This window comes from Micromonospora sp. CPCC 205546 (assembly GCF_036902715.1).
In the GTDB taxonomy this organism is placed as follows: Bacteria; Actinomycetota; Actinomycetes; order Mycobacteriales; family Micromonosporaceae; genus Micromonospora.
The window spans coordinates 14,688-28,077 of record NZ_JBAKHL010000038.1; the positions used below are offsets into that span (position 1 = coordinate 14,688).

Consider the following 13,390-nt stretch of genomic DNA (forward strand, 5'->3'; position numbering starts at 1 on the left):
GCCAGTGGCCACGGCGGCCCCGGAGGGTTCAGTTGTCGCGGGGCCGCGAGACGGTGGCCACCAGCCGGTCGGCCACCTGCCGGAGCGGGATCTCCAGTGACGACGCCGCGCTGCGCAGCACGTCGAGCGCCTCCTCGGCCGGGCAGCCGCGCTGGGTCATGATCACGCCGATCGCCTGCCCGATCACGCCGTCGCCGAGCGCCGACGGGGCCAGCTCCCCGGCCTCGGCGGCCCGGCGCGCCCGGTCACGGACCGCCGCGAGCAGCAGCCCGGCATGCTCGGCGAGCAGCATCGCGGTGAGCTGGTGCCCGGTGGTGAGCACGTCGGCCGTGCCGGCGTAGAGGTTGATCGACCCGATCACCTGCTCATCGACGTCGACCGGCGCGGAGATCACCCCGTGCACGCCCAGATCCCGCGCCCGCGGCGTCCAGGTCGGCCAGCGCTCCTCGCGGTCCAACCGGTCGGAGAGGGTCAGCTCCCGCCGCCGGATCGCGTCCATCGCCGGCGAGTCGGGGCCGTGCCGCAGGTCGTCCAGGCCCGCCAGGCGCGCGTCGGAGGCCGCCACCCCGGCCGGTTCGCCGGCGCGCAGGGCGGTGAAACCGCACCAGCTCACGCCGGCCACCGCGTCGCGGGCGGTGCGTACCAGCGCGTCCAGCGCCTCGTCGAAGTCCTCGAGCGCGATCAGCGCGGCCGTCAGCTCGCGCAGCAGGGCGGCGGTCTCCAGGACGCCGAGCCGCTCCACCGCCGGGTCCCACATCTCCAGGTTCACCGTTCCACTGCCCCCACCGTCCCGGCGCGTGCTCCCGCACGGCCGACCGGCGCCGTCACCTGTTCCATCGTCTGGTCTCCCCCGACTCCTCGGACCCGGCCTACTACCCTCGCAAACCGGGATCGAAACGGCGCAAAAGGGGGCCCCTTCCGGCACCCGAAGGCGCCGGAGGGAGCCCCGCCGCGTCAGCGCGACGCGGAGCTGAGCCGCCGTCCCACCGAGGCGATCAGCCGGTCCAGCTCCGAGCCGAAGGGGTTGTCGTGCACGAGGTACGTCCAGGTCGCGCTCGGCCGCACCAGCTTCGCCTCGTCCGGCTCCCAGTCGTCGCCGAACTCCGTCTCATCGAAGGTGTCGAGGGTGCGACGCTCGATCTCCGGGATCAGGTTGTTGAACGCCGGCACCGCCGCCCGGTGGAACTCGTCCAGCGGGTCGAGCCGGCCCAGGGCGCGCAGGTGCACGCCCTCGCGCACCTCGGAGAGCTCCGCGAGGTGCTCCGCCCAGAGCCGGTCGAGGTGGTAGAGGGCGATCGACCGGGCGGCACGGGCGAGCAGGTCCTCGTCCATCTCGCCGGCCTTGTCGGGCATCCGGTCCAGCAGCATCAGCGCCGCCACGTCGCTGGTCAGCAGCCGTTCCCGGCGCTCGGCGAGGGCCTTGCGCTGCTGCTCGACCACCACGCTGTAGCGCCAGGTGTTGCGGTGGATCTCGTGGTTGACGCCCTCGGCGACCCGTTGGGCGTGCTCGACCGCGTACTCGACCTGGTCGTCGGTGACCAGACCGTCGGCGTTCATCCGGGGCGAGGCCGGAACGGCGTCGCCGGCGTGCCGGACGACGAGGTCGTCCTCCAGGCTGACGAAGAAGACCGAGCCACCCGGGTCGCCCTGCCGCCCGGCCCGGCCGCGCAACTGGTCGTCGACGCGCCGGCTGTCGTGCCGGCCGCTGCCGATCACGTAGAGACCACCCAGCTCGGCGACCCGGTCCCGGTCGACCTGGTCGCTGCCCCCGAGCCGGATGTCCACGCCCCGGCCGGCCATCTGGGTGGAGACGGTCACCGCGCCGTACGCGCCGGCCTCGGCGATGATCGCCGCCTCCTCGTCGTCGTTCTTCGCGTTGAGCACCACGCAGGGCACCCCGGCGGCGTTCAGGCCGGCGGCCAGTCCCTCGGACTCCTTTACGTCGAGGGTGCCGACCAGCACCGGCCGACCACGCTCGTGGTTGCGCTTGATCTCGTCGACCAGCGCCTCCTCCTTCTCCGCCCGGGTGGCGTAGATGCGGTCCGGCTCGTCCTCACGCACACACGGGGTGTTCGGCGGGATCACCGCCACCTCGAGGCCGAAGAACTCGCGGAGCTGGTCGCCGACCAGCACCGCGGTCGCCGTCATGCCGCACACCTTGGGATAGAGCCCGATGTACGCCTGCACGGCGATGGTGCCGAGCACCTCACCCTCGGCGCTGGCGTCCAGCCCCTCCTTGGCCTCCACGGCCGCCTGGAGCCCGTCCGGCCAGCGGCGGCGCTGGGCGACCCGGCCGCGCATCTCGTCGATCAGCTCGACGGAGCCGTCCCGGACGATGTAGTCGACGTCGCGGTGCAGCAGGGCGTGCGCGTGCAGCGCCACGTTCACCGCCGAGAGCTGCGCGACGTGCTCCTCGTCGTACAGGTCGATGCCGAGCTTGGCCTCGACCGCGGCCAGGCCGGCGGCGGTGAAGGCGACGCTGCGGCCGTCCTCGGCCACCGTGTAGTGCTTGCCCTTGCGCAGGCCCCGCACCTGGGCGGCGGCGGCGTGCACCGGGTCCTGCTCGCCGGCGACCGCACCGGCGAGGACCATCGGTACCCGGGCCTCGTCGATCAGGATCGAGTCGGCCTCGTCGACGATCGCGGTGCGCAGCGGCGGCTGCACCCGGTCCTCCACATCGGTGACGAGCTGGTCGCGCAGGTAGTCGAAGCCGGCCTCGCTGACCGAGACGTAGGTGACGTCGCAGGCGTAGGCGTCACGCCGCTCCTGGGGGGTGGACGCCTCGTTGACCCAGCCGACGCTCAGGCCGAGCAGGGTGTAGACCGGCTCCATCCAGAGGGCGTCGCGGCGGGCCAGGTAGTCGTTGACGGTGAGCACGTGCACCGGGCCGTTGCCCAGCCGGACGTGGCCGTACGCGGCGATGGTCGCGGTGAGCGTCTTGCCCTCACCGGTGGCCATCTCGGCGACCTTGCCCGAGAGCAGCGCCATCGCGCCGAGCAGCTGCACGTCGTACGGCCGCTGGTCGAGGCCCCGGCGGGCGGCCTCGCGGCCGATCGCGCAGATCTCCTCGTAGTCCGTGGCCTTGCCGGCGGCCTCGGTCAGCTCGGCGTCGTCGAGCGCCGACAGCTCCTCTTCGCGCGCCTCGACGGCCGGCAGCAGCTTCTCCAGCGGCCCCAGGTCGACCGTCGTCCCCGGGCGCTGGAGGAACCGGCGGAACCTGGACTTCAAGCGTTGCGACACACCCATGAGCGGCAACGGTACGCGACCGGGGCCGACGTTGGCGGCCCGCCTGGCGCGCCGCCGCGCGAGTGGCGCCGACGCGCCGGCTGCGGGCGTGAGCGCTCAGGTCACCAGGAGCTGGTGGGCGGCCAGCTCACGGTAGAGCGGGCTGGCCCGGGTGAGTTCGTCGTGGGTGCCGGTGGCCGCCACCCGGCCGCCGTCGAGCACCACGATCTGGTCGGCGTCGACGACGGTGGAGAGGCGGTGCGCCACGATCAGCAGGGTGCGCCGGGCGGCCACCGCGTCGATGGCCCGACGCAGCGCGGCCTCGTTGCGGGCGTCGAGGTTGCTGGTCGGCTCGTCGAGCAGCAGCACCGGCGGCCCGGCCAGCAGGGCCCGGGCGATGGCCAGCCGCTGCCGCTCGCCGCCGGAGAGCAGCACCCCGCCCTCGCCCACCTGCACGTCCAGCCCCTGGGAGGCGCGCTCGGCGAGGTGGCCGAGGTTGACCTCGTCGAGCACCGCGCGCAGCCGGGCCTCGGTGGCCTCGGGCGCGCTGATCAGCAGATTCTCCCGCAGCGTGCCGGCCAGCACGGGCGCGGACTGCTCGACGTAGCCGATCCGGGCGCGCAGCGCGTCGCGGGGCAGGTCCCGCACGTCGACCCCGTCGACGCGCAGCGCGCCCTCGGTGACCTCGTAGAAGCGCTCCACCAGCGCCAGCAGCGTCGACTTCCCGGCGCCCGACGGGCCGACCAGGGCGGTCCGCGTGCCGGCGGGCACGGTGAAGCTCACCTCGCGCAGCACCGGCGGGCCGCCGGGGTAACCGAAGCCCACCCCGTCGAACTCGACGGACGCCGGTGCCCCGCCGGTCGCCGCCGTGGCCGGAGCGGGCACCGGCCGGTCGGCCGCCCCCTCGACCGGCACGGCGAGCACCTCCTCGATGCGTTGGAGCGCGCCCAGCCCGGTCTGCAACTGGGTGTAGGCGTGCACCGCCTGCCCGAGCGGAAGCACCAGGAAGAACAGGAACATGATGAAGGCGACCAGGTCGCCGACGGTGATCGCGCCCGCCGCGACCCGCGCCCCGCCCACCCCGAGGACCAGCAGGAACGCGCCCTGGATGGTGACGCCGCTGGCCGGGCCGACGAACGCCTGCACGCGGGCCACCCGCAGCCCCGCCACGTACGCCTGCGCGGCGCTGACGCCGATCGCCTCGGCCTCGCGCCGTTCCGCCCGGGCCGCGCGGATCGTCCGGGCGGCGGAGATGGCCCGCTCCACCGCCGAGGTCATCTCGCCGATGCGTTCCTGGGCCGCGCGGGCCAGCCCGCGCACCCGGTGGGCGAAGGAGACCGCGATGGCGATGCCGGCGGCCACCCCGAGCAGGGTCACCCCGAACAGCACCGGGTCGAGCAGGACCATCGCGCCCGCCGCGCCGAGCACCATCACGGCGCCGGTGACCACCTCGAACAGGCCGGAGGTGACCACCGCCCGCAGCAGGGTGGTGTCCGAGCCGACGCGGGAGAGCAGGTCGCCGGTGCGGCGGCGGTCGTACTCGGCGATCGGCAGCCGCAGCAGGTGCCCGGCCAGCCGTCGCCGGGTGCCCAGCACGACCCCCTCGGCGGTGCGTTGCAGCAGGTAGTCGCGGACCCCGCCGAGCGCCGCGCCCACCAGCACCAGGGCGACCAGCGCCGTGACCAGACCGGCCACGCCCCGGCTGGCGGAGAGCCCGTCCAGCACCGAGCGGGTGAGCAGCGGCTGCGCCAGCGACGCCGCCGCGCCGGCGAGCGACAGCGCGCCCACCACGGCCAGGGTGCCGCGGTGGGCGCGCAGGTACGGCAGCAGGGCGGCGAGGCCGACCCGCCGGTCGTCGCCGCTCTCGCCGGGACCGCCGTCGGCGGTCGTCACGGAGTCGTCGGCGGTCGCCCCGGAGTGGTCGGCCGTCACCGAGTCGTCGGCGGTCGTGACGGGAGCGTCGGCGGTCATGGCCGAAACGGTATCGGCCCGCGCCACCCGCCCCGGGACGGACGCGGTCCTCAGACGGTCAGCACCACCTGGAGTTCCTGGCGGCGCCGCTCGGCGAGGTCGGTCAGCAGCGTCGGCGCCTCCTCGAACGGCACCACCGCCGAGACCAGGTGCTTGCGGATCACGTCCCCGTACGCGCGCAGCAGGTCGATCGTCTCGCCGGAGAGGCGCTCCCGGTCCCAGTAGGGGGCGAGCCCGCGCGGCACCCGGCCGATCTGGGCGCAGCGCAGCGACAGCCCGTTGTGGTGGAACTCCTCGCCGAAGCGGACCGCGTCCGCGCCGGCCTGGTAGAAGGCCAGGTCGACCACCGTGCCCTGCGGGCGCAGCAGGCGCAGCGCGAGCTGCAACGCCCACGCCTGCCCCCGGCACTGGAAGACCACGTCGGCGCCCCGGTCGCCGGGTGCGTGCGCCCAGCGCGTCTTGAGCACCACGGCCGGGTCGTCGGCCTCCGGATCGAGGGTCTCCAGGCCCAGCGCCTCGGCGACGGCCCGCCGCTGCGGGGTCGGGTCGAGCACCACCACCGAGGCGGCCCCGTGCCGCTTGGCGAACAGGGCGGTGAGCAGGGCCACCACCCCGCTGCCGACGACCGCGACCCGGCGGCCGCGCACCCCGTCGCCGAGGGACCGCACGTCGGTGCCGTGCAGGTCGGCGGCGGCGTGCAGCACACCGTTGGCGCAGATCGGCCCCATGTGCGCGACGTAGACGCCGAGCAGCGGGTCGAGGTCCTCCGGCAGCGGCACGAACCGCTCGGCGACCGGGTCGGCGACCCAGCCGGTGCGGTGGCCGTACGTCATCGCGCCGACGGTGCCCACGGCGACGGCCGGGGTACGGCTCTCCACCACCCGGCCGACCTGCATGTAGCCCAGCCGGGTCACCGGGTACGGGGTGCTGGCCTCGCCCGGCTGGAAGAGCCCGAGGTCGGCGTTCCAGGTGACGTTGAGGTAGGGGTTGGTGCCCTTGACGTAGCTGAGTTCGGTGCCCGCCGAGACCCCACTGAACAGCGTCTCGACCCGGAACGTACCGTCGGTCAGCTCGGCGGCGTCCTGCTCGACGAGCTCCACCCGCCCGGGGCCGCTGACCACCACCACGCGGTCACGCATCGACGGTCACCCCGCTGACGAGGGGCGCGGCGGCGGGGGTGTCCAGCCGTACGGGCCGGCCGGTGCGCGCGGAGTCGGCGACCGCGAGGGCGAGCCGCTGGGTGCCGAGGGCCTCGGCGTACGGGACCCGGACGTCGTCGCCGACGCCCCGCACCGCGTCGACGAAGGCGCGGTCCACGGCTACCCGGGCGGTGTCCGGGTCGGTGTCGAAGCGGCGCTCCCCGTCGGCGTCGCGCACGACGAGGCCGTCCTCGCTCAGCGACAGGGCCAGCCCGTCGGCGAGGATCTCCAGTCCGGCGCGGTGCTTCCAGCCGAGCACGCAGGCGGCGGTGAGCGTGCCGACCGCGCCGTCGGCGAAGCGCAGCGTGGCGGTGGTCACCGAGTCGATGTCGGCGCCGTCGACGGGCGGCGGGGTGCCGTTGCCGTACGCGGTGACCTCGGTGGCCTCCCCGACCAGCGAGCGGACCAGGTCCAGCACGTGGGCGGCCTGCTCGACCACCGGGCCGCCGGAGCGGTCCCGCCGCGACCACCAGGCCACCGGCGGCACCTTGTCCCACCACGCGCCGCTGACCATCCGCACCGGACGGTCGGCGAGCAGCTCCCGGGCCTTCTCCACCACCGGCGAGTAGCGCCAGTGGTGCCCGACGCCGGTGAGCAGCCCCCGCCGGGTCACCAGGTCGGCGATCCGCTCGGCGGTCGCCAGGTCGACGGCGACCGGCTTCTCCACGAACATCGGCACCCCGGCCGCGACGACCGCCTCCTCCGCCGGCCCGTGGGCGAACGGCGGCACGCAGACGTAGACCGCGTCCGGGCCCGCGGCCAGCAGCTCGTCGACGTCGTCGAAGGTGCGGGCGCCGTGCGCCTGCGCCAGTTGCGCCGCCGCCTCCGGCACCACGTCGGTCACCCCGATCAGCTCCACGTCCGCGAAGCCGTCCAACACCCGGGCGTGGCGTTGCGCCACCCCGCCGGCCCCTACCAGTCCCACCCGGCACGTGCGCATGTGAAGCCCCTTCGCCACAGTTTCGTGTTCGCCACTGCACTCCCCCCGCGTGCGCGCAACCAAACGTTCACCAGGGCGGAACCCGCTCACGTCACTGTCGTGATCAAGCTGTTAGGCATGCTGCGGTTAGCGCGAGCGCGGCAGTGGGAAATAGAAGCAGGGTTTTTTTCCGCCACGATCTGGGGGTGCCTGTGCGGAAGACGGAAACGATGGTGTCACCGGTGGTGGAGGCGTGGGCCACCTACCGCACCACGTCGGCGGGTGACTGGCCGGCGCGACGCCTGATGCGTGCCAAGGGCGACAGCAGGGTCAGCGTGGTCCTGCCGGCCCGCAACGAGGAGGCGACGGTCGGCGCGATCGTGTCGACCATCCGTGAGCACCTGATGGAGCGGGTGGCCCTGATCGACGAGCTGATCGTCGTGGACTCCCGGTCCACCGACCGCACCGCCCAGGTGGCCCGCGCGGCCGGCGCGGAGGTGGTCAGCCAGGACGCGATGACCCGGGGCCTGCCCCGGCTGACCGGCAAGGGGGACGCGCTCTGGGCGGGGCTGGCCGCAGCCGAGGGCGACGTGGTGGCGTTCGTCGACGCCGACCTGCGCGAGTTCCGCCCGCACTTCGTGACCGGGCTGATCGGCCCTCTGCTGACCGATCCCTCGGTGGACTTCGTGAAGGGCTTCTACCACCGCCCGCTGGTCGGGGCGACCAGCGTGGAGGCGGACGGCGGGGGCCGGGTGACGGAGCTGATGGCCCGGCCGATGCTGAACCTGTTCTGGCCCGAGCTGGCGGGTTTCGTGCAGCCCCTGGCCGGTGAGTACGCCGGCCGTCGGGAGGTGCTGGAGCGGGTGCCGTTCGTCTCCGGTTACGGGGTCGAGACGGCGATGCTCATCGACCTGCTCGAACTGGTCGGGTTGGACGCGCTGGCCCAGGTGGACCTGGGCGAGCGCAAGCACCGCCACCAGGACACCGCCGCGCTCGGCCGGATGTCGGCCCAGATCATGCTCACCGCCTGGTCGCGGCTGCAGCGGCGCGGCTGGGCGGCGCCGGGCGCGATGCCCGCCACCCTGCTGACCCAGTTCCGCCGCGGCGGCTCGGACGCCCTGCCGAACCTCGACCGGGAGATCGTCGTCAACGACGTCGCCGTCGAGGAGCGGCCACCTCTGGCCGAGCTGCGGCACCGGATCCCCCGCCGACGGGTCGCCGCGGCGTGAACGGCAGCTCCGTCGTGACCCTGCACGGCCGGACGCGTACCGCCGAGGGAAGGAACCCCGCATGAGCCTCACCGTCCTGATGAACGCCGGTCCGTGGCTGTCCGTGCCACCGCCCGGCTACGGCGGCATCGAGAACGTGATCGCGACGCTGGTGCCGGAGCTGCGCCGCCTCGGCGTACGGGTGGTGCTCGCGTCGGTCGACAGCAGCACACTCCCGGTCGACGAGAAGTTCTCCGTCTTCCCCGACGGGCAGTTCCACGCCCTGCAACGGCCGTACAACCAGGTCTGCGGCATCTCGCAGGCGCACCTCAACGGGGTGGTGCGCACGCTGCACTCGCGCGACGACATCGACCTGGTGCACGACCACGTGGAGGCGGTCGGCCTGGCCACCCTCGCGGCGATGGGCCCGGACGCCCCGCCGGCCCTGCACACGCTGCACTGGGACCTGGCGAAGCATCCGGCGCTCTACGGCAACCTCGACGGCGGCGACCGGGTCCGGGTCAACGGGGTCTCCGCCTCGCAACTGGCCCGCGCGCCCCGGACGCTGCAGGAGCACTCGGTGGGCCACGTGCACCTGTCCACCCCGCTCGCCGTCGGCGCGGACCGCCGGCCCCGGGTCGACAAGGGCGACTACCTGATCATCCTGGGCCGGATCAACCCGGGCAAGGGGCAGGACGTGGGCGCGCGCCTGGCCCGGCGGGTGGGGGTGCCGCTGGTGCTCGCCGGGCCGGTCGGCCCGTACCACCGGCCGGAGGACCTGACCGCGGCCGGGGACGAGGCCCGGCAGAACCCGGACGTCCGGTTCTTCTACGACGAGGTGGCGCCGCACGTCGACGGGGACCTGGTCCGCTGGGTGGGCACCGTGGCCGGGCAGGAGCGCGACGACCTGCTGGCCGGCGCCCGGGCCTCGCTGTTCCCGCTGCGCTGGGAGGAGCCGGGTGGCACGGCGGTGGTCGAGTCGCTCGCCCTGGGTACGCCGGTGGTGGCCACCGCCCGCGGCTGCCTACCCGAGCTGATCGAGCACGGCCGCACCGGCCTGCTCACCACCGACGAGGAGGAGCTCGCGGACCTGCTGCTGGCCGCCGAGCTGCTCGACCCGGACGAGTGCCGGCGCGAGGCGGCCACCCGCTTCACCCCCGCCGTGATGGCCGAGAAGTACGTGGGCCTCTACGAGCGGGTCCGCCAGCTCGCCACCGCCGGACGCCTGCTGGCGGCCTGACCGGCGGTCCCGCGTCCCGGGGCCGGCCCGCCCTCGCGGTGGGCCGGCCCCGGTCGCGTGCCGGCGCCCGTCGCGGCGGGCGAGCGCGTCGGGCGGCGCTGCCGGCGGGGTCGCCGAACGGCGGGTCGGGCGGTTTGCCGGCGCGCGCGGCGGGTAGGCGCGGTCCGCTCAGCGTTCCCGCACAGTGAGGAGACGGCGGTGACCGGTCCCATGGCGCGCTCCCGCGCCCGGCACAGCCCGGCCGACGGCAAGACTCCCGTCCGGCGGGCCGCCACCGCCGTGGCGGTGGTCTTCCTCCTGGTCGGGGTGCTCGGCTTCGTGCCGGGCGTCACCAGCGACTTCGGCGACCTGCGCTTCGCCGGGCACGACTCCGACGCCAAGCTGCTCGGCCTGTTCCAGGTCTCGGTGCTGCACAACATCGTCCACCTGCTCTTCGGGGTGGCCGGGCTGGTGCTGGCCCGCACCACCGCGGGCGCGCGGGGGTACCTGGTGGGCGGCGGCGCGATCTACCTGGTGCTCTGGCTCTACGGCCTGGTGGTCGACCACGACAGCGGGGCCAACTTCATCCCGGTCAACGACGCCGACAACTGGCTGCACCTGTTCCTCGGCGTGGGCATGATCGCGCTGGGCGTGCTGACGACGCGGGGCCGGATCCCGCGGTGACGGCGCACGGGCGGCCGGGGCGGCGCCCCGACCGGCCCGGTTTCGCCCCGCCCGGCCCCGGGTAGTTCGCAGATCCCGACGAGGCGAAGCGAGGGCAGGATGCCGAGGATCACCTGCGAGGTGCGCGACGGGTCGCCCGTGACCGTCGTACGCCTGCGTGGCGGCCTCGACCTCGCCACCATGCGCACGGTGCACGACGTGCTGGACCGCTGCCTCGCCGACCAGCCCGACGCGCTCGTGGTCGACCTCACCGACCTCAGCGTGCGTGACCGGCTCGCCCTCTCGGTCTTCGCCGCCATCGCCCGCCGGGCGGCCGGCTGGCCAGTGGTCCCCGTCGTGCTGTGCGTCCCGCCGTCCGAGGTGGCGGACTGGCTGGCGGAGTCGACCGCGTGCCGGGTGGTGCCGGTGCGCCGTGACTGCGACGAGGCGACCCGCGCGGGTCACGCGGCGGCGGCGCCCCGGCTGCGGGCCCGCCTCGATCCGGTCGCGGGGGCCTGCCGGCGGGCGCGGGAACTGGTCACCGAGGCGTGCGCCCGGTGGAACCTGCCGGAGACCGTCGGTCCCGCCTCGTTGGTGCTCAGCGAGCTCGTCGGCAACGTGGTGCGGCACGCGGGCACGCCGATGCGGGTGACGCTCACCCTGTGCCGGCCGTACCTGCACGTGGCGGTGGCGGACGGCAGCCGGACCCAGGTCCGGGCCGGCTGCCCCGACGTCGACGCGGAGGGCGGCCGGGGGCTGATGCTCGTCCGCGAGCTGGCTCAGGGCTGGGGCAGCGCACCGGCCGGAGACGGCAAGGTCGTCTGGGCCATGTTGCCCGCGAATTGACGGGATTTACCACTCTCGCCTGAATAATCACCGCCGCCTGGTTACATGGGCTCTGGGGCGGGTAGCCGCGCCGTCCTTTCTGTCGTCATGGCGGGGTGAGAGTCACATGCCCGAGCGGGTAACCACGGAACCACGCGACCGAGGGCCGGCGATCCTGGCGCCGGCACGCTTCGGCGGCTATCCCGGGCCGCTGCGCAAGGCACTGCCCGGCGGGAAGCTGACCCGGTTCCTGGCCACCACCGACCACAAGCAGATCGGGCTGCTCTACCTGCTGACCTCGTTCGGGTTCTTCCTGGTCGCCGGGCTCCAGGCGATGCTGATGCGGGCCGAGCTGGCCCGGCCCGGCCTGCAGTTGCTCTCCGCCGAGCAGTACAACCAGCTCTTCACCTCGCACGGCGCGGTCATGCTGCTGCTGTTCGCCACGCCGGCGGCGTTCGGTTTCGCCAACTACATCGTGCCGATCCAGATCGGCGCCCCGGACGTGTCGTTCCCCCGGCTCAACGCCCTGGCGTACTGGCTCTACCTGTTCGGCGGCCTGATGGTGCTCGGGGGATTCCTCACCCCGGGCGGCTCCGCCGACTTCGGCTGGACCGCCTACGCGCCGCTGAGCAGCCAGGAGCACTCCCCCGGCGTCGGCGCCAACATGTGGGTGATCGGCCTGGTGATCTCGGGGCTGGGCACGATCCTCGGCGCGGTCAACCTGATCACCACGATCCTCACCCTGCGCGCACCCGGCATGACCATGTTCCGGATGCCGATCTTCACCTGGAACATGCTCTTCACCAGCGTGCTGGTGATCCTGGTGTTCCCGCTGCTCGCCGCGGCGCTGATGGCGCTCGCGGCGGACCGGCTGCTCAACGCCCACGTGTACGACCCGATGACCTCGGGGCCGATGCTCTACCAGCACCTGTTCTGGTTCTTCGGCCATCCCGAGGTCTACATCATCGCGATCCCGTTCTTCGGCATCATCACCGAGATCATCCCGGTCTTCTCCCGCAAGCCGATCTTCGGCTACACCGGCCTGGTGCTGGCCACCATCGCGATCACCGTGCTGTCGATGACCGTGTGGGCCCACCACATGTTCGCCACCGGCCAGGTGCTGCTGCCGTTCTTCAGCATCCTGAGCTACCTGATCGCCGTGCCCACCGGGGTGAAGTTCTTCAACTGGATCGGCACCATGTGGAAGGGGCAGCTCACCTTCGAGACGCCCATGCTCTTCGCGATCGGCTTCCTGGTCACGTTCCTCTTCGGCGGCCTGACCGGGGTGCTGCTGGCCAGCCCGCCGGCCGACTGGCACACCCACGACACGTACTTCGTCGTCGGGCACTTCCACTACGTGCTGTTCGGCACCGTGGTCTTCGCGCTCTTCGGCGGCTTCTACTTCTGGTGGCCGAAGATGACCGGTCGGCTGCTCGACGAGCGGCTGGGCAAGGCCCACTTCTGGACGATGTTCATCGGCTTCCACGGCACCTTCCTCGTGCAGCACTGGCTGGGCAACGAGGGGATGCCCCGCCGGTACGCCGACTACCTGCCGAGCGACGGGTTCACCGCGCTGAACACGTTCTCCACCATCTTCGCCTTCGTGCTCGGCGCCTCCACGCTGTTCTTCATCTGGAACGCCTGGAAGTCCTGGCGCTTCGGGGCGCAGGTGAACGTCGACGACCCGTGGGGCTTCGGCAACTCGTTGGAGTGGGCCACCACCTGCCCACCCCCGCTGCGTAACTTCGACCGGATGCCCCGCATCCGCTCCGAGCGGCCCGCCTTCGACCTCAAGTACGGCCCGCTGGTCTCCGACCTCGGCCGGGACCTGCCCCAGCGCACCACCAAGCCGCCGCAGGACTTCCGAGACGAGCTGCACCGCGAGAAGCACGTGCCCGAGTCGCCGTCCCTCGAGGGGGCGCACGGCGCGCGCGAGGCCACCGAGTACCAGCCGGCCGCGCAGTCCGGGGCCAGGCCGGTGGACGTCCCGGAGCCGGACGAGGTGCGCCGGCCCAGCTTCGAGCAGACCGACGAGCCCGAGGAGACCAACCTGGGCGCCCAGCGGGAGCCGCAGGACAACGAACGCTGGCGGCACCCGCGCGGCCCCGGCGACACGCCGGAGCACTGAGCGGGCGTACCCGCACGAGGGCCGGCACCCCCG

Annotated in this window: 10 protein-coding genes; 5 read left to right on the plus strand and 5 right to left on the minus strand. The window is 73.7% G+C overall.

The genetic code is table 11. The features are described from left to right. Nucleotides 1-28: 28 nt before the first annotated feature. The 5 genes from V6U77_RS18475 to V6U77_RS18495 all read right to left on the minus strand — a co-directional run bounded on the left by V6U77_RS18475 (nucleotide 29) and on the right by V6U77_RS18495 (nucleotide 7,335). Complete coding sequence (locus V6U77_RS18475; RefSeq protein ID WP_334607585.1) at nucleotides 29-769, minus strand: GAF and ANTAR domain-containing protein; 741 nt, start codon at nucleotides 767-769, stop codon at nucleotides 29-31. Between the two features lie 185 nt (nucleotides 770-954). Continuing rightward, nucleotides 955-3,246 (minus strand): accessory Sec system translocase SecA2, encoded by a 2,292-nt coding sequence (secA2, locus tag V6U77_RS18480; RefSeq protein ID WP_334607586.1) that lies wholly within the window; start codon nucleotides 3,244-3,246, stop codon nucleotides 955-957. Between the two features lie 96 nt (nucleotides 3,247-3,342). Beyond that, nucleotides 3,343-5,196, minus strand: a complete 1,854-nt coding sequence (locus tag V6U77_RS18485; protein WP_334607587.1) for an ABC transporter ATP-binding protein — start codon at nucleotides 5,194-5,196, stop codon at nucleotides 3,343-3,345. Between the two features lie 50 nt (nucleotides 5,197-5,246). Beyond that, complete coding sequence (locus tag V6U77_RS18490; protein WP_334607588.1) at nucleotides 5,247-6,335, minus strand: zinc-dependent alcohol dehydrogenase; 1,089 nt, start codon at nucleotides 6,333-6,335, stop codon at nucleotides 5,247-5,249. After that, nucleotides 6,328-7,335: a Gfo/Idh/MocA family protein gene (locus V6U77_RS18495; protein WP_334607589.1), complete on the minus strand. Its 1,008-nt coding sequence runs from the start codon at nucleotides 7,333-7,335 to the stop codon at nucleotides 6,328-6,330. The genes V6U77_RS18490 and V6U77_RS18495 overlap by 8 nt, the downstream gene beginning before the upstream one ends. Nucleotides 7,336-7,544: 209 nt before the next feature. On the opposite strand from V6U77_RS18495, the gene V6U77_RS18500 reads away from it, so the two are divergent. The 5 genes from V6U77_RS18500 to ctaD all read left to right on the plus strand — a co-directional run bounded on the left by V6U77_RS18500 (nucleotide 7,545) and on the right by ctaD (nucleotide 13,357). Continuing rightward, nucleotides 7,545-8,543 carry a glucosyl-3-phosphoglycerate synthase gene (locus V6U77_RS18500; RefSeq protein WP_442934456.1) on the plus strand — a complete coding sequence of 333 codons (999 nt, stop codon included), beginning with the start codon at nucleotides 7,545-7,547 and terminating at the stop codon, nucleotides 8,541-8,543. A 61-nt stretch (nucleotides 8,544-8,604) separates the two neighbouring features. Further along, entirely contained in the window at nucleotides 8,605-9,762 is a 1,158-nt protein-coding gene (locus V6U77_RS18505; protein WP_334607590.1) for a glycosyltransferase, read from the plus strand. Between the two features lie 210 nt (nucleotides 9,763-9,972). After that, nucleotides 9,973-10,425 carry a DUF4383 domain-containing protein gene (locus V6U77_RS18510; protein ID WP_334607628.1) on the plus strand — a complete coding sequence of 151 codons (453 nt, stop codon included), beginning with the start codon at nucleotides 9,973-9,975 and terminating at the stop codon, nucleotides 10,423-10,425. A gap of 99 nt (nucleotides 10,426-10,524) precedes the next feature. Next, nucleotides 10,525-11,250 carry an ATP-binding protein gene (locus V6U77_RS18515; protein ID WP_334607591.1) on the plus strand — a complete coding sequence of 242 codons (726 nt, stop codon included), beginning with the start codon at nucleotides 10,525-10,527 and terminating at the stop codon, nucleotides 11,248-11,250. Between the two features lie 106 nt (nucleotides 11,251-11,356). Next, nucleotides 11,357-13,357, plus strand: coding sequence for an aa3-type cytochrome oxidase subunit I (gene ctaD, locus V6U77_RS18520; RefSeq protein WP_334607592.1), 2,001 nt, complete (start codon nucleotides 11,357-11,359; stop codon nucleotides 13,355-13,357). Nucleotides 13,358-13,390 lie beyond the last annotated feature (33 nt).